This is a genomic window from Thermotoga sp. Cell2 (assembly GCF_000789375.1).
Classification (GTDB): Bacteria; Thermotogota; Thermotogae; order Thermotogales; family Thermotogaceae; genus Thermotoga; species Thermotoga petrophila.
The window spans coordinates 1229235-1249232 of the sequence record NZ_CP003409.1; the positions used below are offsets into that span (position 1 = coordinate 1229235).

Annotated in this window: 22 protein-coding genes; 2 read left to right on the forward strand and 20 right to left on the reverse strand. The window is 45.7% G+C overall.

Annotated features, from left to right (window positions below; genetic code table 11):
* Window positions 1–24: 24 nt before the first annotated feature.
* Window positions 25–960 (forward strand): helix-turn-helix domain-containing protein, encoded by a 936-nt coding sequence (locus CELL2_RS06255; protein WP_128081017.1) that lies wholly within the window; start codon window positions 25–27, stop codon window positions 958–960.
* On the opposite strand, the gene prfB is transcribed toward CELL2_RS06255, so the two are convergent.
* The 6 genes from prfB to truA are packed head-to-tail and all read right to left on the reverse strand — an operon-like array spanning window position 952 to window position 8733.
* On the reverse strand, window positions 952–2055 hold the full coding sequence (gene prfB, locus CELL2_RS06260) for a peptide chain release factor 2 (RefSeq protein ID WP_038034624.1): 1104 nt from the start codon (window positions 2053–2055) through the stop codon (window positions 952–954). The genes CELL2_RS06255 and prfB overlap by 9 nt on opposite strands.
* A 5-nt stretch (window positions 2056–2060) precedes the next feature.
* Window positions 2061–4676: a preprotein translocase subunit SecA gene (secA, locus tag CELL2_RS06265; protein WP_038034622.1), complete on the reverse strand. Its 2616-nt coding sequence runs from the start codon at window positions 4674–4676 to the stop codon at window positions 2061–2063.
* Window position 4677: 1 nt separating this feature from the next.
* Complete coding sequence (locus tag CELL2_RS06270; protein ID WP_038034619.1) at window positions 4678–5904, reverse strand: hypothetical protein; 1227 nt, start codon at window positions 5902–5904, stop codon at window positions 4678–4680.
* The gene (locus CELL2_RS06275) at window positions 5901–6704 is read right to left on the reverse strand and encodes a TlyA family RNA methyltransferase (RefSeq protein ID WP_038034617.1); all 804 of its coding nucleotides are present in this window, start codon (window positions 6702–6704) and stop codon (window positions 5901–5903) included. The genes CELL2_RS06270 and CELL2_RS06275 overlap by 4 nt, the downstream gene beginning before the upstream one ends.
* Window positions 6683–7999, reverse strand: a complete 1317-nt coding sequence (locus tag CELL2_RS06280; RefSeq protein WP_038034614.1) for a PQQ-binding-like beta-propeller repeat protein — start codon at window positions 7997–7999, stop codon at window positions 6683–6685. Before CELL2_RS06280 ends, CELL2_RS06275 begins: the two co-directional genes overlap by 22 nt.
* Complete coding sequence (truA, locus tag CELL2_RS06285) at window positions 7996–8733, reverse strand: tRNA pseudouridine(38-40) synthase TruA (protein ID WP_038034611.1); 738 nt, start codon at window positions 8731–8733, stop codon at window positions 7996–7998. The genes CELL2_RS06280 and truA overlap by 4 nt, the downstream gene beginning before the upstream one ends.
* Window positions 8734–8802: 69 nt before the next feature.
* Here truA and CELL2_RS06290 point away from each other — a divergent pair, with 69 nt between their 5' ends.
* The gene (locus CELL2_RS06290) at window positions 8803–10614 is read left to right on the forward strand and encodes a PQQ-binding-like beta-propeller repeat protein (RefSeq protein ID WP_038034609.1); all 1812 of its coding nucleotides are present in this window, start codon (window positions 8803–8805) and stop codon (window positions 10612–10614) included.
* On the opposite strand, the gene lepB is transcribed toward CELL2_RS06290, so the two are convergent.
* The 14 genes from lepB to deoC form a co-directional block, all read right to left on the reverse strand.
* Window positions 10611–11531: a signal peptidase I gene (gene lepB, locus CELL2_RS06295; RefSeq protein ID WP_038034681.1), complete on the reverse strand. Its 921-nt coding sequence runs from the start codon at window positions 11529–11531 to the stop codon at window positions 10611–10613. The two genes, CELL2_RS06290 and lepB, sit on opposite strands and share 4 nt — an antisense overlap.
* Window positions 11531–11878: a 50S ribosomal protein L19 gene (gene rplS / locus CELL2_RS06300; RefSeq protein WP_004081989.1), complete on the reverse strand. Its 348-nt coding sequence runs from the start codon at window positions 11876–11878 to the stop codon at window positions 11531–11533. Before rplS ends, lepB begins: the two co-directional genes overlap by 1 nt.
* A 2-nt stretch (window positions 11879–11880) precedes the next feature.
* Window positions 11881–12459: an RNA methyltransferase gene (locus CELL2_RS06305; protein ID WP_038034606.1), complete on the reverse strand. Its 579-nt coding sequence runs from the start codon at window positions 12457–12459 to the stop codon at window positions 11881–11883.
* Window positions 12453–13190 carry a tRNA (guanosine(37)-N1)-methyltransferase TrmD gene (trmD, locus tag CELL2_RS06310; RefSeq protein WP_012896406.1) on the reverse strand — a complete coding sequence of 246 codons (738 nt, stop codon included), beginning with the start codon at window positions 13188–13190 and terminating at the stop codon, window positions 12453–12455. Before trmD ends, CELL2_RS06305 begins: the two co-directional genes overlap by 7 nt.
* Window positions 13190–13720 carry a ribosome maturation factor RimM gene (gene rimM, locus CELL2_RS06315; protein ID WP_038034603.1) on the reverse strand — a complete coding sequence of 177 codons (531 nt, stop codon included), beginning with the start codon at window positions 13718–13720 and terminating at the stop codon, window positions 13190–13192. Before rimM ends, trmD begins: the two co-directional genes overlap by 1 nt.
* Window positions 13721–13724: 4 nt before the next feature.
* A complete protein-coding gene (locus CELL2_RS06320) occupies window positions 13725–13952 on the reverse strand; it encodes a KH domain-containing protein (RefSeq protein ID WP_004081981.1) in 228 nt (75 codons plus the stop codon).
* Window positions 13949–14236 carry a 30S ribosomal protein S16 gene (rpsP, locus tag CELL2_RS06325; RefSeq protein WP_004081979.1) on the reverse strand — a complete coding sequence of 96 codons (288 nt, stop codon included), beginning with the start codon at window positions 14234–14236 and terminating at the stop codon, window positions 13949–13951. The genes CELL2_RS06320 and rpsP overlap by 4 nt, the downstream gene beginning before the upstream one ends.
* Before the next feature lie 13 nt (window positions 14237–14249).
* The gene (gene ffh / locus CELL2_RS06330) at window positions 14250–15551 is read right to left on the reverse strand and encodes a signal recognition particle protein (protein WP_011943734.1); all 1302 of its coding nucleotides are present in this window, start codon (window positions 15549–15551) and stop codon (window positions 14250–14252) included.
* Between the two features lie 151 nt (window positions 15552–15702).
* Complete coding sequence (locus CELL2_RS06335) at window positions 15703–15975, reverse strand: acylphosphatase (protein WP_004081975.1); 273 nt, start codon at window positions 15973–15975, stop codon at window positions 15703–15705.
* On the reverse strand, window positions 15950–16756 hold the full coding sequence (locus tag CELL2_RS06340; protein WP_038034601.1) for a mechanosensitive ion channel family protein: 807 nt from the start codon (window positions 16754–16756) through the stop codon (window positions 15950–15952). The genes CELL2_RS06335 and CELL2_RS06340 overlap by 26 nt, the downstream gene beginning before the upstream one ends.
* A gap of 4 nt (window positions 16757–16760) precedes the next feature.
* Complete coding sequence (locus tag CELL2_RS06345) at window positions 16761–17561, reverse strand: hypothetical protein (protein WP_038034599.1); 801 nt, start codon at window positions 17559–17561, stop codon at window positions 16761–16763.
* The gene (gene tgt, locus CELL2_RS06350; RefSeq protein WP_052132633.1) at window positions 17558–18619 is read right to left on the reverse strand and encodes a tRNA guanosine(34) transglycosylase Tgt; all 1062 of its coding nucleotides are present in this window, start codon (window positions 18617–18619) and stop codon (window positions 17558–17560) included. The genes CELL2_RS06345 and tgt overlap by 4 nt, the downstream gene beginning before the upstream one ends.
* 31 nt (window positions 18620–18650) lie before the next feature.
* Entirely contained in the window at window positions 18651–19259 is a 609-nt protein-coding gene (locus tag CELL2_RS06355) for a cyclodeaminase/cyclohydrolase family protein (RefSeq protein ID WP_004081967.1), read from the reverse strand.
* Window positions 19249–19995 (reverse strand): deoxyribose-phosphate aldolase, encoded by a 747-nt coding sequence (gene deoC / locus CELL2_RS06360; protein WP_038034597.1) that lies wholly within the window; start codon window positions 19993–19995, stop codon window positions 19249–19251. The genes CELL2_RS06355 and deoC overlap by 11 nt, the downstream gene beginning before the upstream one ends.
* Window positions 19996–19998 lie beyond the last annotated feature (3 nt).

The following is a 19998-nucleotide window of genomic DNA, read 5'->3' on the forward strand; positions in this document are numbered from 1 at the left end:
GATATTGTCAACACCTTCAAAGATATGATATCAGAGATATCCCACGATGTGATCTGGGACCTGTACGAAGGAGAAGACTACAGAGACAAGATCCTTGCCGAAAAGTGGGATGTAGTTTTCGGTGAAAAAATTCTGGAAATGGAAGACACCCTTTTTGTCCAGTCTTTGAGGGAGCTGGAACTTGCCTTGAAGTACGCGGCTGCCAGAAAGGATCTTGAAACCATCAAGGCAAGATTCAACCTTTTACTCTACACCCCAGAGCTTCAGGGAGCCAAGATAAAGGAAATTCTGTTCCGAGTTTTGAAATTTTACAACTCTTTTTCAATTTTTGCGCTGGTTTCAGAGAAAGGAGTTCACAGGCACGCGTACGTAGATTTTGTAACGGGTGGAAATTATCTTTCTCTCACCTATCATGAAGATCTTCCGCTGAACATAAATTCGCACACTGTTTTCATCGACGATGTGCCTCCAGATTTCTCGCCTGCTGGCCTTGGTGGCAGAAAGATAATACTGGGAATGGACAGCACACCGAAAAACAACATCCCCTTCGTCGAAATACCGCCTTTGAGAGAAAGAAAGATGGATATCCCCTACATGCTTGACGGGGTCATAAAGTCTCTTCAGTTCCAGGGGAAAACGGTGAAAATCGATGACGATCTGACAAAGCTCCTGATAGAGTACCACTGGCCCGGGAACACACAGGAATTTCTCGAGAAGGTCTATGAAATAATTACTCTGGAGAATCCCATCGATCAGGCGATGAAAATTGCCAGCGGAATCGATGAGATAAAAGGTCTGAACCTGAAGGAATTTGTTGACTCTCTGGTTGAATTCGTGGAAAAAAAGGTCATAAAGAAAGCCCTCGAGGAAAACGAGGGCAATCGAAAGAAAGTGTGTGAAGTTCTGAATATGAACTACAAGACCCTGTCTTACAAGATGAAGAAATACGGCTTAACCTGATCGGCGTGCAAAATAGACCAGTTCAGCTTCTATGAACATGTCTATATCTCCATCCATAACGGCGTCAACGTTTGCCGTTTCTACTCCGGTTCTGTGATCCTTGACCATCGTGTACGGATGAAAAACGTAAGATCTTATCTGGTTTCCCCAGGAAATGTCTTTGAGCTCTCCCTGAATCTCCTGTATTTCTCTTTGCTTTTTTTTCATCTCGAGTTGGTACAGTTTCGCCTTGAGTATCTTCAGCGCGGTTTGTTTGTTCTGGTGCTGCGATCTTTCGTTTTGACAGGAGACCACAATCCCAGTTGGCAGATGCGTGATTCTCACGGCAGATTCGGTTTTGTTGACGTACTGTCCACCGTGTCCAGAAGCTCTGAAGGTTTCTATCTTTAGATCTTCCGGTCTGATCTCTATATCCACGTCGTCATCTATTTCCGGAATCACATTCACAGAGGCGAAAGAAGTGTGCCTTCTCCTGGCCGCGTCGAAGGGTGAGATCCTAACCAGTCTGTGAACTCCGGATTCGTGTTTCAAGTAACCGTAAGCGTATTCACCTTTTATGAGGATCGTGGCATCCTTGATGCCAGCTTCCTCTCCTGGCTGCAGCTCTACAATCTCAACATCGAAACCTTTTCTCTCCGCCCATCTCATGTACATTCTGAGAAGCATCTGCGCCCAGTCCTGGGACTCAGTACCACCTGCACCTGGATGGACCGACAGATAAGCGTTGTTCGGATCGTATTTTCCGTTCAGAATGATCTCAAGTTCCAGCTTTTTGACGGCGTCCTCCAGTTCCTGGACTATTTCTTCCACGTGCTGAGCCATCTCCTGATCCTCGTCGGAAAGTTCTATGGCAACTTCCAGATCTTCGAACAAAGATCTCACTCTCTTCAAATCTTCAGAGATGCTCTTCAGCCTCTTCAGTTTCTGGGTGTACTCGCGCGCTTTTTTCTGGTCGTCCCAAACCGACGGGTCTGTGAGCTTTTTTTCTATTTCTTCGATCTCTTTATCAACCTCGTTTTCATTAACCACAGAAAGTACGTCCTTATACTTTTTTTCAAGTTCCTCTATCCTTGTTCTAGTTTCGAAACTGATCATACCCATCACCTCTTCACTCTTATTCTACCAAAGCTGGGTAATCCATCTTTTTTCTTTTTCTTCTCTGTGGCTCTTCTCATCGCTCTGTTCACAAGATTGAATTCTTCATGCACGAGTCTAATTTTACCAAGTTCTTCTTTGGCCTCTTTTTCATCCTTCTCCGAAACTTTAACAACTCTGAGAACGTAGTTGGCTATCGTATCGTTTATTCTCCTCATCATCTCATCAAACATGTAGTACGTTTCCTTTTTGAACTCAACGATAGGATCTTTCTGACCGTAAGACCTCAGCTGAACGGCTTCCTTAACGTTCTCTACCTCTTCCAGGTATCGTCTCCAGTGGTCGTCTATTATTCTGAGCATCAAGAATCTGATCACTTTCCTGTAATCTTCACCTATTTCCTGCTTCTTTCTTTGATACTCCTCCCAAAGTCTATTGAACAGATAGTCGTGAAGTTCTTCAGAAGAACTGAATTGCTTTCCGTCCAGGTCAAACAAACCAGCCGGGAAGAAAGAGAGAGAGTTCTTGAGGCTTTCGATATCCCAATTTTTTCCGGAGCAGAACTCCTCAACCCTTGTACTGACAACATCTTCGAAGATATCCTTCAGATATTCGTCGTAGTCTCTTTCGAGAAGGATCTGATCGCGAAGCGAGTACACCGCTCTTCTTTGTTTGTCGAGGACATCGTCCATTTCCATCAAGGTTTTTCTTATCGAGAAGTTGATACCCTCAACCTTCTTCTGAATGTTTTCGATGAGCTTTGAAAGCATCGGATGCTGTATAGGCTGTCCTTCCTCTATTTTGAGTATGTTCATCACTTTTCCAATCTGTTCACTACCGAAGATTCTCAGAAGATCGTCTTCGAGAGAGAGGAAGAAGATGGACTCTCCTGGATCTCCCTGCCTACCGGCACGTCCCCTCAGCTGATTATCGATTCTTCTGCTCTCGTGTCTTTCCGTTCCTATGATACACAGTCCTCCAAGTTCCGCCACCCCCGGGCCGAGTTTTATATCCGTTCCTCTCCCAGCCATGTTGGTGGCGATCGTCACCATGCCTTTTTGCCCGGCTTTGGCAACGATCTCAGCTTCTTTTTCGTGGTATTTCGCGTTCAAAACTTGATGGGGGATTCCTTTCTTTTTCAGCATGGAACTGAGAAGTTCACTCTTTTCAATAGAGGTTGTTCCGACAAGAACTGGCTGACCTTTTTTATAGCGCTTTTCGATTTCTTCCACGATCTTTTCGTACTTCTCTTTCTGAGTCCTGAAGACCAAGTCATCGTGGTCCTTCCTTATCATGGGCTTGTGAGTGGGAATAACCACCACTTCCATACCGTAAACCTGTACGAATTCGCTTTCCTCTGTTTTGGCTGTTCCTGTCATACCGGCGAGCTTTTCGTACATTCTGAAGTAGTTCTGAAATGTGATCGTCGCGTAGGTGATGGATTCTTCTTTTATGGGCACTCCTTCTTTGGCTTCAATAGCCTGGTGGAGTCCTCCACTGTAGCGTCTGCCAGGTAGCAGTCTTCCTGTGAACTCGTCAACGATAATAACTTCACCGTTCATGACGACGTAATCGACATCCTTCTTGAACAGGTGCAGCGCTTTCAAAGCGTTTATGAGATGGTAGAGAAGAGACACGTTTCCCGGATCGTAAAGATTTTCGACACCGATGATCTTCTCCGCTTTCGCCACACCCTCTTCGGTGAGAATGATGGTCCTCGCTTTTTCATCTACCGTGAAGTCCTTATCTTTAACAAATTTCTTAGCGATCTGAGCGAATCTCCTGTACACAGAAGGACTCTCTTTGGAAGGACCGGAGATGATCAGTGGGGTCCTTGCTTCGTCTATGAGCACGCTGTCGGCTTCGTCCACAATAGCGTAGAAGTGTCCCCTCTGCACCTTGTCGTTGTAATCGAGAACGAGGTTGTCCCTCAGGTAGTCAAAGCCGAATTCGTTGTTCGTGCCGTAGGTAACATCGCATAGATAGGCTTCTTTTCTGGTTATCTCTTTGAGTTCCACCTGGAAGGCCTCAACGGCTTCCTTGTTCATAGATTCCTCTTTCAAAACTTCTCCGTTGAACCCATCAGGCCAGACGCTCCAGTTTTCTTCTATTGCTTTTCTGGCGAGATCAGGGTTTTTCCAAACCACTTCGTATGACTTTCCCAGAGAATTTATCACACCAACTCTCAAACCAAGGAACAGATATACAGGCCCCATCCAGAGCGCGTCTCTTCTGGCCAGATAGTCGTTGACCGTGACCAGATGAACACCCTTTCCGATGAGGGCGTTCAAATAAATCGGCATGGTGGCGGCGAGGGTTTTTCCTTCACCGGTCTTCATCTCGGCCACTTTCCCTTCGTGGAGCGCTATACCACCCATCACTTGGACATCGAAGGGTCTCATCCCGAGTGTTCTTCGTGCTGCTTCTCTAACCAACGCGAACGCTTCAAAAAGGTGTTCATCGGCGTTCTCAAAGGAATTCACTTTTTCCTTCAGTTCCGTGGAAAGTCTTATCAGCTCGCTGTTTTTCTTTGAGCGTAAATCGGACTCTATTTGATTTATTTTTGAGACCATCTTCTCGTATTTTTTCAAAATGCGCTTGTTCTTATCGAAGAGCATCATTTCACATTACCTCCAATCTGTATTTTATGAGACCATCTTCCTCATAGCCTATCAGAAGAAGACTCGACCTTGGAGAAAATCCGAGGAGCTTATCGAAGAGTGTGTAAAGGTCAACGAACACCTCGAGAAAAACGCTTTGAGGTGCTTCTTTTTCCAGAAAGACGAAGCTCGGGTGATTTTCGAGTCTTTTTCTGTTCAAAGTCTGCAGAAATTCCACTTTTTTTATGGATGAAACAACGAGTTTCCCGTTGTAATCGAAGAAGTGAAGAAGCAAACCTCCCACATCGAGCTGCAGTTCTTCTCCCACAAGTTTCGCACCACGGCTGACGAGATCGGACGTCACCTCATCCAGCGTTTTATTCTCCATCAGGAAAGCGAACCGTGGTGTTCCGTACAGAGAAACCAGAAACATAGAGCTCCCCTCAGAAGAAATCGTGTTGAAAAACTTCTCCACATCGCTTCCTCTGAACATATTCATGAAAAACCACCTAAGGATCTCAGGATCGCTTGTGAATGCAAAAAGATCTCCCAGATACGGCAGTTTACCGATATCTTCTCTGGCTGATACCCTGAACGGACTGGCCTTCTGCGTGATCTCAACGGTGAGGTGCGATTCTTCCACTTGTCCCACGATTTCGACTTCGCCTTCTTTCCCAAACAAGCTCATTTTCTTGATACGGGCAAATAGCGGTTTATCAGTCGTGTCTTCACTCTCTCCTATCTTTTCGAACACGGTCTCTGTCGAGGAGATCAAGACGTAGTTTCCTGAAATTTTCGAGAAAAGAGGTGTGGTGTTTCCCAGAACATAGAGATCGTCTCTTTTGATGAAGGTGCGGTCCTTCACCTTTGCAAAATCCTCAATGAACCTTTCTGGAGCCGTTGTCTTGAAGGCTATGAATCCATCTATTTTTTCTGGTAAGGAGAGAATATCGTTGATATCCAGAGTGAAGAGGTTCGAAATATCTTCCTTTCCGCAGATCACTATCTCGTTTGAAATGCCCTGAAAGAACTCTTCAGGATCGTTCAATCGACTTTCCACCCATTTCACAACTGTTTCTTCGTAACCGACACCTTTCGAGAACAAAAATTCAAAGAGCGGCAGTTCTTTCAAAGCCGAGTAGAACTCTCCGGTATTCTTTATATGGATAAAGTAATCGTAGTTCTGCAGAACAGGTACTGAAAAAGACAGAGAAGCTATTAAAAGCAGAAAAAATACTGTTTTCTTCATCTTTCCCTCTCCCCAAAAAACCTCCAGGCTTCTTCCACGATTTTTCTCAGGTCTATTTCAGCGTTCTCTCCTTCCTTTTTGACCCAGAAAAAGTACTCTATGTTCCCTTCCGTTCCTTTGATTTTTGAAAAACAGCATCCTTTCAAAATAAAACCGTTTTCGATTAATCTCTTTCGTATTTCCCCCAGTACTTCAAGGTGGACATCAGGATCTTTTACGATACCCCTTTTTACGAATCTTCTTGGAGCTTCGAACTGAGGTTTTACGAGCAAAACAGCATCACCGGTGTTCTTCAGTATCCTGGAAATGGCAGGGATGATCTTTTCCAGAGAGATGAAAGACACATCGCAGGTTACAACATCCACTTTCTCCCCTAGATCTTCAGGAGTTAAATAGCGAGCGTTCACCTTTTCCATCACAACAACCCGGGGGTCGTTTCTCAATTTCCAGTGAAGCTGGCCGTATCCCACATCCACAGCGTACACTTTCTTTGCCCCACACTGGAGGAGAAAATCCGTGAATCCCCCCGTAGACGCTCCTATGTCGCACGCGACTTTCCCTGAAACGTCTATTTTGAAACTCTCGAAGGCAGACTCGAGTTTGTACCCTCCTCTGCTCACATACTTTGGCTCCTCGAGGAGTTCGACATCGGCATCTTCTGGAACGAGTTTGCTGGCCTTTGTGACTTTTTCTCCGTTCACGAGGACCTTCCCCGCCATGATTAACGTCTTCGCTTTTTCTCTGCTCTCCACGAGTCCCCTTTCTAAAACAAGCTGGTCTAATCTCTTCTTATCAGCCACAATTCATCCCCTGCCTTTATCACCGTTCCCCAGTCAAAAAGACGCACTTTCTCAACTTCTTCGAACTCCTTTTTCTCCGTACCAAACATCACAACTCGCTTTCCCGAAACGAAGAGAGGCATCCCAAAGTTTCTGATGAAGAACCCTTCCATATCCTCTCCATCTACCTTTCCATCTTTGTAAACGAGCAGTCTACCCTTCCACACAGCGAAATCATCTGCTACCATTCTTTCGATCGTTTCTCCGTCCTGCGCGTTCAAAACGAGTACTTCGTCTCCAGCACCCAGGAAAACCCGATCCTTAGAAGAATCCAGTCCCCAGGCTCCTTCGAATTTCTTCTCCCAGAGAAGCCGTCTTGTTTTGAGATTGTAACTTCTCAAGAAACCGCACACATCGAGTACGTAGAAAACATCACCCTGAAAGGAAAACTCTACCGGTGTATTTGAAACTTTCCACGACCATTTTCCTCTTATATCCACAAGGGACCCCGATGCCGTTAAAACAAAATTGTTCCACCTGAACAGAATTGTATCATCGATCTCTTTACTTCCCATCCTGTGTCTGGTGATCACTATTCCATCAACCACATCAACGGGTTCTTCGATCTTTAGGATTTTTTCTTCCATCATAAGAAATCCATCGCGATAGATGCACTCTTTTTCTCCGTCCAAAAAGACCATATCGATATTCCTGTAGAGCCCTGGGACGTCTTCTATGAAAATGTCCCTTCCTGCGTATATCATTTTCCCGCCGATCTGGTAAAACTCTTCGTCAACCACCTTTCTGTAGTTTCCTATTTCCAGAGTATGTTTCTCTTTCCACTGAGGAATTATCACAACGGGAGCTTTTCTTCCCGCAAAAGTCGTAGTCGGTTGAAGACTCTTTTCAAGCTTTCCATCTCTGTAAACGACGAGGAAAAACTCATCGGGAAGCTGAGAATCTGGAAAGATTTCCCTAATAGCTTTTCTGAAGTGTTCCGGGAAGGTGTCTTTTGTTGAGAGATTTTCAAAGTTATCCACGGACTTTTCTTCGAATATCAACTGAAAGGCAACGTAATTTTCCTTAGTTCGAATCTTGACAATGAGGGGTGTTCCCGAACCAGTCAGTACTCCTTCTTCAGAGAGAAGATCTCTCACAACGCCTTCGTACTCAGAGGGTCCATCGTAAACAAGCGTCACCACAGGAAGCCGTTTCCATTCCTCGATGATCTCGATTTCAGATGACGTCGGAGTCGCATCACCGAGGAAGTAAAGTACTCCGTTTTCCTCAATCCTGTAATTGAAAGCAAGAATCAAAACAGCACTTTGTAAAAGTACAAGCCATGTGCAGGTGCGGTACCAGCCGCCGCGCTCCTGTCGCGTGCTTCGAGCACCTCCTTCATCTTCTCAGGTTCCCACTGCTTCAGACCAACTTTCACAAGAGCGGCAACGATGTTTCGAACCATTCTTCTCAGAAAGGACCTTCCCTCCACCCTTATGAGAACAAGATCGTTTTTTAACCTCAAAATTCTGATTCTGTATATGGTCCGCACAGGATCTCTTTCATCACTCCCCGTCTTGAAAGAGGTGAAGTCGTGGGTACCTTCCAGATACTTCGCCGCTTTTCGCATCGCATCGAGATCGAGCTCGTAGGGAAACCACCAGACGTATTTTCTGAGGAAAACGTTCTTCTGCCTCGAAGTCAGAATGAAGTAGTGATAGATTCTCTTTGTCACATCGAAACGGGGATGAAAATTCACAGGAACTTCGAAAACCTCTTTCACATAAACATCATCCGGAAGATTCGCGTTCATGGCGTTTCTTATGTCCTCGGTGGTCATTCGATCGTTCGGACAGTTGAAAGCGATGAGCTGACCGTTCGCATGAACACCAGCGTCCGTTCTTCCCGCTGCCTGGGTGTAGATTCTCTGTTTGAATATCCTCTCAAGAGCGTCTTCTATAACTCCCTGAACCGTTCTGACATCGGGTTGCCCCTGGTATCCAAAGAAATTACTTCCATCGTACTCGATCACTGCCGCCACGCGCTTCATCTTTTCACCCCGATTCGTGCTATATTTTTACTGTACCAGATCATATTTTAACAGCCGGAGTTGAAACACATGTGGAGAAAAACCGTCCTCTTTTGCATCTTCCTTGTGTCTTACCTTTTCTCAGCACAACTCATGGTCGTCCAGGGAAACCTCGCCTCCCTCGTGGAAGTGGAAGGAGACTCCTTGAAGAAGAACCTGGAGGTCACCTTTCCATTCTCTCCTCTCGATGGAGTCGTGGTTTCAGATACGGCATATTTTGCGACCGGAAACGCTCTTCTGGAGTACAATCTGAAGAGCAAAGAAATCATCCGATCGCTGAAAATACCGGCAAAGAAATTGAAGTGGAACGATGAACGTTTGGTGGTGATCTGCGAAAAAGAGGTTCTGCTTCTGGATCCCGTTTCTTTCAAATACAGCAAGATCAGTTTTCAACAATCCGTTTCTGACGTCGATTTCTACGAAGGCTACCTGCTGGTGAGTCATGGAAAATACGTTTCTCTCATGAAGAACAGTGAAGAGATCTGGAAGATAGAGGCCGAGGCAGAGATAAACAAGATTTCTGTAAACAAAGAGAAAAAAGCGTTCGCCGCTTTAACTTCCGATGGAACGATTTTTCTGGTGGATTTGGAAAACGTTTTGGCACCGAAGGTCGTTTTCTTCTCGAAATTTGAAGAAGCAGAAGACTTAGAATGGATCGAAGACTTTCTGATCGTCTTTTTCAGAAACAAAGTGATCACCATGAACGCGGCAAAATTGACGTCTCCCAGAGCGTTCAAAGAGTATATTGCAAGCGGGAACACCACATCGGTTGTAAAACTCCTGGATTCAATCCTCTTCACAAAAGGTAACGACCTCTACAGAGTGGGAGTCTTCTCTCTGAAGAAGATCGGAACAGCTCAAAGGGTTTTTCCGGTTCTTGCTCAGGGTGAGATGTACACACCGGGAGATCTGATCTGGCAGCTGAATCTGGAAGCCGAGGTGAGATCTTCACCCGTCATTTTTGAGAATCTGCTGGTTGTGGCGGATGTAGAAGGAATCGTTCACGCTATCTCGATGAGCGGTGGAAAACTCTGGAGTTACAGAACAGGTTTCGTCATAACGGCACCACCCCGCGTTTTCATGGAAAGGATCTACGTAACGAGCTGGGACAACTTCCTCTACGCCATATCTCAAAACGGTCAGCTGGTGTGGAAAATCGATCTTGGGGCTGATGTTTCAAAGCCTTTTGAAGTGAATTCCTACGGTATTTACCTTGCCACCGACAGCGGCGAAGTGTACTTCATCGATCACGATTCTTCCATCGTGTGGCGATTCAAAGACGAAGAGTGGATTTCAACCGGTGTAACGGTCGATGAAAACGGAGTCGTCTATTTTGGAACTTCGAGAAGTCTGTACTCTCTCTATTCAAATGGTTCCTTGAGATGGAAAACCCGCACAGGATATCTTCTAACGATGAAACCAATAATCATCGACAGATATGTGATCACTGGAAGTAACTCAGGCTGGTTGTTGCGCGTTAACAGAACAAACGGTAACGTGGTCTGGAAAAAGAAACTTCCTCTCTCGCTGAATTCACAACTTTCAGCTTTCGAAGGTACCGTTTTTGTGAACGCGGAAGATGGAATCTACTCGATCGACCTTTCCGGTAATGTGAAAAGAATCATTTCAGCTTCCACTCCTTCTCCGGTGGCTGTTTCAAAGGAAGGATACGTATACTTCGTGTCTGAGGGCGTTCTTTACTCCTTCACGCTCGATGGAAAGAGAAGATGGGAAAGAAAGGTCGGGGAGAGTACCGTAGAACCCGTTGTTGGTGAAGAACGTGTAGTGGTTGTCACCAGAAGTGGAAATCTCTACTGTTTCTTCGATTCTGTTCATCCTTAGTATTTCTGAATAGGACCGAATCTTTCAAAGGGCCAGATCCTCAAAATTGGCCATCCTATGATGTGGTCCTTCGGGACAAAACCGAAATATCTGCAGTCAAGACTTTCCTTTGTGTTGTCCCCCATCAGAAAGTAAAATCCTTCCGGCACCCTTATTCTGATCGTACCATCATCTGTTTTTCCGATGTACTTCTTGAGATCGAGTTTGGAGTAATATTCCTCGTAAAACTCATGGTAGATCATTCCTGGGATGTAATAGGATTTCGTTTTCTCGTCGTAGTAAACCATGGATGGATCGAAATAGTTCAACAAACCGGGGAGGAAAGCTTCTCCGTAGCTTAGACCTTCCTCCCCGATGAGGGAGAAAACAAGAACTGCCGCTGTTCTACCGTAATTCTTCGCGATATCGTATATGAAATCTCTGTACGCCTGTTTGTCTTTTCTCAGCTTGCTGGCCGTGTACAGCCAATCGTAAAAATCTTCGTACTTGAAGATTCCCTCCGGTTCGTAGTACCTGTCCTTCAAAACTTCCGGAATTTCACCGTTCACGTAGAGCTTTCCGTCCTTTATTTCGAGGACGTCTCCACCCTTTCCAACGAGACGCTTCACGTACTTTACATGACCCCTGAACTTACTGGGAGAAAAGAGATCCATGAATTTATCGAAAAGTCGAAGCATGTGGCTTGCTCTTTCATCCACGAACGGTGACCAGAAAACCACAATCTCTCCTATCTGCGGTTCACATACAGTGTACGTGATCTTTTCGACGAAGAGTCGATCCCCAATCTGTATCGTTGGGATCATCGACCCAGTTGGAACCAGCATAGTCTCGAATATGTAGAGCCTCACGATCGTAGCTGCAACCAGTGCGTAAAGTAGTGCCTTGATCCATTCCACGGATTCTTTTTTCAGGTTCATCAATCTCTGCGCTCCTTGATCCTGATCTTACCTCTGACGTTCCTGAGGTAGTAGAGCTTGGCTCTCCTCACCTTACCCTTTCTCACAACCTCGATCTTCTCAACAACCGGGGAGTGGACGGGGAAGATCCTTTCTACTCCAACACCGTGGCTGCCTATTCTTCTCACTGTGAACGTTTTGTTTATTCCGGAACCTCTCTTTGCGATGACGATTCCTTCAAACACCTGTGTTCTTTCTCTGTCACCTTCTATAACTTTCACGTGCACCCTCACGGTGTCTCCTGGTCTGAAATCGGGAATCTCCTTTTTTTCATATTTCTTTTCGATGATTTTCACAAGATGATCCATCTTCAATCCCTCCTCGCGTAATTTTCTCCTATCAACCGATCGATGATGATGGCAGCAGCCGCTCTCACGGAAAGATGGTTGAAATCAGACTGCGCCCTTATGGGCTCCAGTACGTAATCGGATATCTCGAGAATTTCATCGGGAAGACCCCAGCCTGTACCGAGAAGTATGAGAACAGGTTTCTCGGTTTCCATGATTATTCTTCTTCCCTCTTCGAAAGAAATATCATTTTCGCGTTTTTTCGCAGAGGTGAAGAAGATCAAAGGTCTTTCTCCTTCGACACTTTCTATGTCTTCCAGCACATCTTCCAGATAGGATTTGAGCTTCACAAGTGTGAGAGATTCCGTTCTGGAAGGGTTGTACCGGCTTCCAAAACCTTCTCTCCAGAACTTCAGCATCTTGCTTACCATATCCTGCTGCGCTCTGAGGTTAGTCACAATGTAGTATCCCTTGAGGTTGTACGTTCTCGCGGTCCTTGCTATATCGTGGACATCAAGGTTTGTCACGGCCGTTGATATGATGCTGCCGTCTTTTCCTTTTATTGGGTAGTGAATCAGGGCCACGTACACCTTCTCTAACATTTCTCCATCATCTCCCTGAACAACTCTATTATAGCCAATTTGTCCATTTCGTCCAGTTCCTTCGCTAAGAAAAGATCTGGCCTCTTTGCCAGTGTTTTCTTTATGCTCTCCTTTCTTCTCCAGAGTTCCACCTTTTCGTGGTCTCCAGAGAGGAGAACATCTGGAACTTTCATACCCTTGTACTCATAAGGCCGTGTGTAAACGGGATGATCAAGCAGTCCCTGATGAAACGATTCTCTTTCTACAGATTCTCTCTCGACAACACCCGGTACAAGCCTCACAACAGCGTCAGTTATGACCATTGCGGGTAGCTCTCCACCTGTGAGTATGTAGTCTCCTATGGATATTTCATCGTCAACGATGCTCATCACTCTTTCATCTATTCCTTCGTACCTTCCACAGAATATAACGATGTCTTCCTTTTTTGAAAGTTCTTCTGCTATCTTGTAGTTGAAAATTCTTCCCTGCGGACTTGTGAGAACAACGTAAGGTTTTCCGTATTTTTCTACGTAACTTTCGTAGAATCTGAAGAAAGGTTCAGGTTTCATCACCATGCCGTATCCGCCGCCGTATTGATAATCGTCAACCGTTCTGTGTCTGTCGGTGGTGTAATCCCTCAAATTCTCCACGTTTATCTCCACGATACCTCTCTCTACCGCCCGGGCTATGACGCCGTACTTTTTTATAACTTCGACCATTTCAGGGAATATTGTTACAATGGTGATCCTCATCAAATCCACTCCATTTCCTTTGCTATGATCCTTTTCGCACCTTTATCGATCTCAACGATACAGTCCTTCGTCATGGGGATCAGGGTTTCTTTCTTCTTTTTCCTCACCACGAGTACGTCGTTCGAACCGGTTTCTATTATGTCAACTACTTTTCCAACGTTTTCACCAGACTCGTAGAAAACATCGCAGTCCAGTATTTCGTAAAAGTAGTATTCGTCTTCGTTGAGCTTTGGTAGTTCCTCGTATTTTACGAAGACTTCACAGCCTTTGATCTTTTCTGCGGCTTCTATCGTGTCTATCGATTTGAACCTGATGAGAAAGAGCTTGTTCATCCTCCTCACAGACTCAACGGTGAGGTTGTAAAACGCCTTCTTCTCGCTGTTATAAAGAATCACATCGGAGAGGTTCTTCACGATTTCTTCAGAGTTCGTGTAAGGAAAGAACTTGACCTCTCCCTTGAGGCCGTGTGTGTTGACGATCTTTCCAATCGCTACTCTTTCATTCAACAGGTCTTGAATGGTTCTTATCATACTCTCACCGGACCACCTTGATGGTGATCTCCTTAGAATCTCCCATGAGCGCACTCAAAAGTATCTTCAAAGATTTTATCGTTCTTCCATCTTTTCCTATGACCTGTCCAACATCTTCTTCGTTCACAACGATTTCGTATACTTTCTTTCCTTCTTCGTCGAACTCCATGACCACAACCTCTTCGGGATGCTTCACTATTCCCCGAAGAATCTTCTCGAGGAGCTCCTTCATTCAGCCGTGGCCTCCTCTTTCTTTCCGTACTTTATCTCGTGGACCCTCTTCATAACCCCGAATTTTCTGAAGATATCCCTCACAGTGTCGCTCGGCTGAGCTCCTTTCAGAATCCATTCCACGGCTCTTTCCACATCGATCTTTATTTCCCCTTCTTTCAGAGGGTTGTAGTATCCAAGAGACTCGATGTAAGCACCATCTCTCCTCTTCCTGCTATCAACAACGACTATCCTGTAGAAAGGCTGGTGTCTTTTTCCCATCCTTGTGAGTCTGATCCTTACCACCGAACACACCTCCTCAGAATCCAAATGGTATTTTGAATCTACCTTTTTTCATCCTCTTCATTAGAGCTTTCATCTGTTCATAGCTTTTGAGAAGTTTGTTCACATCCTGGACAGTGGTTCCACTTCCACGTGCAATTCTCCTTTTTCTACTGGCGTTTATTATACCGGGATTTCTTCTCTCTTCTATGGTCATCGAATTTATGATGGCCTCGATCTTTTTCAGCTCCTTTTCACTCATCTCCACATCGACCTTTGGTGCACCTGGAAGCATCTCAAGAATGGAAGAAAGAGGTCCGAGTTTTTTCATCTCCTGAAGCTGTTCTTTGAAATCTTCCAGGGTGAACTCTGCCTTCAGGAACTTTTCTGCGCTTTTCTTCATCTTTTCCTGATCGAGTTCCTTTTCCACTTTTTCGATCAGTGAAAGAACGTCCCCCATTCCCAGGATTCGGTTTGCGATTCTGTCTGGATGGAACGGCTCCAGACCGTCGATTTTTTCACTCGTTCCAATGAATTTGACGGGCTTCCCCGTCACGTACTTTATGGAGAGAATGACTCCGCCTCTTGCATCTCCGTCCATCTTTGTTACGACGAATCCTGTTAAATCGAGCCTTTCATCGAACACCTTGGCGGTATTGACTGCGTCCTGCCCCATCATCGCGTCAACGACGAGCAGGATCTCATCTGGGTTCAGGATTTTCTTTATCTCTTCCAGCTCTTTCATCATCTCTTCGTCTATGTGAAGTCGACCAGCGGTATCCACTATCAGAATATCTTTTCCTGTACTCTCAGCAACGTCTACAGCTTCTTTCACTATCTCAACGGGTGTTTTGTTGTAATCGTGAACAACGTTTATACCAATCTGATTTCCAAGCTTCACAAGCTGATCAACGGCTGCGGGACGGTACAGATCCGCTGCGACAAGCAAAGGATTCCTTCCCTCTTTTTTGAGGAGTTTTGCGAGTTTCGCACACGTTGTGGTCTTTCCACTTCCCTGAAGTCCCACCATCATTATGGGAGCTGGTCTGTGGACGAGTCTCAATGGTTCGTTCTTTTCTCCCATGATTCTTACAAGCTCGTCTCTCACTATCTTTATGAACTGCTGGTCCGGTGTGAGACTCCTGAGAACTTCCTCTCCGAGAGCTTTCTGGAGGACGTGGTCCACGAATTCTTTCACAACTTTGTAGTTGACATCGGCTTCGAGCAGGGAAAGTTTCACTTCCCTGATCGCGTCTTTTACATTCTTTTCTGTGATCTTTCCGCGTCCAGACAGATTCTTGAAAACTCTGGACAGCTTCTCCTGAAGATTCTCGAACATCGAAACACCTCCGAAGGACCTTCTCTCATATTAGACGCTTCTCATTAATACCAGGTTTCCAATCATCTAAGGAGTAGCGCACTTAATGTTACAATTTATTTTCAATGAATAGGTGGTTTAACTTAATCCACCTACTAAACTACACATGTTTTTAATAATACTTGATCGTGAAGTCCTCGTATCCTTCAGGCGTAGTTTCTTCCACACTCACGTTCGTCACAACCGCCGCAGGTGGGCCTTTCGCTACCTCATTCAGAAAACGCCGAAGGGCATTTTCATCACCTTCGGCGTGTATGAAAACAGACCCATCATCCATGTTCATCACGTAACCCTTCACACCAAGAGACTTCGCAACTCTTCTTGTGAAATATCGAAAGCCCACTCCTTGAACAATCCCCTCAACTCTTATTTTCAGAGCCTTCATGCTTCCACGCCCTTATGAATTCTTCGTCAAAATGCACATCGAGTTGTGGGAAAGGTATGTAGATTCCCTCTTTTTCCAGATAATCCTTTATTCTGAAAGCCAATCTCTTCATACCTTCGAAGAAGTTATCACGGTTGACCCAGAATCTGATAATGAAGTCTATGGAAGAGCTGTTGAAGGCAGAGAAAACGATAGCTGGTGCTGGATCTTTTTCAACAGTCTCTTCGTCTTCCAGCGCCTTCTGGAAGATCTCCACCACTTTCCTCAAATCAGCCGAGTAAGGAACTCCCACCACAATTTCCTGTCTTCTAACGTTCGAAGGCCAGAAATGTATTATCTTGTCGTTCCAGACGGCTTTGTTCGGTATCATCACTCTTCGACCATCCCAGGTCCTGATCACGGTATGATTCAAATTCACCACTTCAACGGTTCCGGAGACTCCACCGGCCTCCAGAGCCTCTCCTTCCTTGACAGCCCGAGACACTAGAAGGAACAACCCTGAGAAGAAATTGGCCAGCGGTTCCTGAAGAGCAAGACCTATGACAAGACCTCCGATACCCACTCCAGCGAGAAGTGGTGCAAAACTTAAATCCCAGATGTCGAGAATTATCATCACCGCGATCACAGAGATGATCAATCCCAGGAAAAATCTGAGGGTGTTTCTCATTTGAAGCTCTTTTCCGAGCTTTTCCACACTCTTTTCAATGAGCTTGAACAGCCATTTGAAAACCAGATAAGAAACAACAACCGTTACCGCCGTTAGGATCAGTCTGGTGAGCAAGTTTTCACCACCTCACAGCAAATCTGATACCTGTTCCTTGAGTGTAGTAGTACTCCGAGAACGGATCACTACTCACGGGTGAACTGATGATGAACGTGCTAAAACCTACAGAGACGTTGTTCACAGTTGCGTAGAAACCAAGAGAGATTTTCACGGCGCTTTCTTTCGTTTTGGTGTTGCTCAGCATCGAAACTCCCAGACCCGCTTTTTGTTCCGATCCGATCGCGAAATCTATCCTGTTTTCCAGCACTTCCTGGTCAAATACCAGAGAGTAGGAGAATCTGTTTTTCCTGGAAGAATCGTAGAAAAGCTTCAAAAGATAAGTTCCTCCCATGTAATTTCCTTTCTGACTCCAGAGAGTGAAATCCCGAACGCTGGCACCAAAACCAACATCTTTGAACAGGTAACCAGAGACACCCCCGTGGAGATCGATCTCTTTTCTTTCTTCCTGATCCATGGTGAAAGAAACACCGGCTCCGACATTCAAGCTTTCTTCTGGCGAAAAGACCGCATCGTATTCGATCGTGGTCCTGTAGCTGGATTCCGTTAGAGTGCTTCTTTTCAAATACAACACTCCAGCGATGTTCGGTGCGGGAGTCTGGAAGAGTCCAACCAGGAAGGTTCCCAGAGATTCACCCTCGCCTGAAAACACCTGATACGAACCCATGACTCCCTGTTTGTTCATGGAAAGAAGCCGTGCGGGATTTTCGAAGAAAGCCCGCTCACCAGAAGAGGAAAAAATCTCGAGCTGGGAAGCCACCGCCAGTGTTGAAATCACGAAAATCAAAAGAAAGACTCTCTTCATACATTCACACCCCCTGAAGAATATACTTCTACCACTCTGCTTTTCAGTTCATTGAAAGTTCCATCCTCTATAGAACGCCTTACTTCCTTCATCAAAGAGATCATGAAGTTGATGTTGTGAATCGTGAGGAGTATCTGCCCAAGGACTTCTCCTCGATCGAAGAGGTGATGGATGTAAGACCGCGTGAAATTCTTGCAGGTATAACACCCGCACCTTTCGTCCACTGGTTCGAGGGACCGCTTGTTGTAAGAGGCCTTGAGGTTGAGTTTTCCATTCCAGGTGAGCGCAGTTCCGTGTCTTGCTATCCTGGTTGGGAAGACGCTGTCGAACATATCCACTCCTCGATTAACGAGTTCGAGTATGAGTTCTGGAGACCCTCCTCCCATGAAGTAACGGGGTTTATCTTCTGGAAGAAACTCCACCGTGACTTCGGTCATTTCAAGAGTGAGGGATCTTTCTTCACCTATGCTCAATCCTCCTATGGCGTATCCATCGAATCCAATCGATGTGATCTGAAGGGCGCTTTCTCTCCGCAGATCCGGGTAGATCCCTCCTTGAACGATTCCAAAGAGTGCTTGATTCTCCGTTTTGAAAGCCTTTTTAGATCTCAGAGCCCATCGATAGGTTCTCTCTGTTGCCTCTTTCACCTCTTCGTAATCGGCATCGGGTACAGGACAGTGATCGAAGACCATGCAGATATCCGATCCCAGAGCGATCTGAACCTCCATGGATATCTCTGGATTCAGGAAAATTTTCGAACCGTCAATAGGAGATCTGAAGACCACACCTTCATCGTCTATCCTGATCTTTGGAAGGCTGAAAACTTGAAAACCTCCGCTGTCGGTGAGTATCGGTCTTTTCCATCCCATGAAGTTGTGAAGTCCCCTGTGAAGCTTTATGATCTCCACACCGGGTTTCAACATGAGATGAAACGTGTTCGAAAGAATTATCTCCGCTCCTGCTTCTTCCAGATCTCTGGGAGTGAGAAGCTTCACGTTTGCGTTGGTTCCAACCGGCATGAAAACAGGAGTTTCAACAGCTCCGTGGTGAAGCTTCATGACACCCAGTCTTGCTTTTCCGAAAGTTTTTTCACTTCGAACTCCACACGATTCCCTCCAGCATCTTCTTCACCCTTTGATAACAGCCTTCAATCTGTGCTTCCTGTTCTTCGAGCTCTTCCAGCATGTTTTTCCTGAAAGTCTCGTCTGAAATCTCTTTCAAATTGATCAGAACGTTCACCTTCTCAACCTGAAAGACCGCGTGGCAGAGATCTGCGGCGTTCAACGTGTCCGATGCCAGATTCTTGTTTCCAAATTCGGCGAGCTTCTCGAGCTCGTGTGCGAGGTCTTTCATCACCCTTATCACGTCCATCGGTACAGAAGCAGCTTCCTTCAGAGCATTCTGAAGCTCTCCTTCAGAGGATTTGTAAGCTTTCATGACCTTTTCAAAGGCTTCCATGTCTTTCTTTGCAAGATCGAAGAGTTTCAGTCTCGCTTCTTCCATTGCCTCAACTATCCTCTCCATCTCCGGTTCCACATCTTCGTAACCCTTTTTCTTCCTGGTGAAATTCGCAACCATTTCAGCGAGGGCACATGCCATGGCTCCCACGACTGATCCAACCGCTCCCCCACCAGGAGTTGGCTTTCTCTCTGCAACCATATCGCAGAATTCTTTGAGCGAAAGGCGTTCAACCTCCATATCTCTCTTCTCCCTCCTGAACGATCTTAACTCCCGAACTCGTTCCTATTCTATCAGCACCGTACATGATCATTTTAACAGCGTCCTCGAAGGTTCTGATCCCTCCGGAAGCTTTTACACCCATCTCATCTCCCACGATCCATTTCATGAGATGAACGTCTTCTGCGGTCGCCCCTCCTGTTCCAAATCCCGTGGAAGTCTTCACGAAATGAGCTCCAGCGAGTTTGGAAATGACACACGCCGCTATCTTCTCTTCCGTATCCAGATAGCACGTTTCGATGATCACCTTCACAACTTTTCCTTTCACCGATTCGACAACACTTCTTATATCCTCGTAAACGTACTCCCACTCTTTTGCCTTGAGCATGCCAACGTTGATGACCATATCGATCTCATCGGCTCCACTCTCAACAGCGAAAATCGCCTCATGGGCTTTCGTCCGAGTTTCGTTCGCTCCCAGTGGAAAACCAACAACGGTGACGACTTTCACATCGGTTCCTTCGAGTTCTTCACGAGCCAGTTTCACATAACACGGATTCACACAGACTCCATAGAAACGATTTTCCCTTGCTTCAAGACAGAGTTTTTTTATATCGTCTGGTGTGGCAAACGGTTTCAGATTCGTGTGCTCTATAGCACTTCTCACATCTTCGATACCCGCGCTTTCTCTGGCGGGCTTGAACTCGTAGTACTCTCTGTACCTCGCTATTGCCTCCTCAATTCTGTACTCTATCATGAG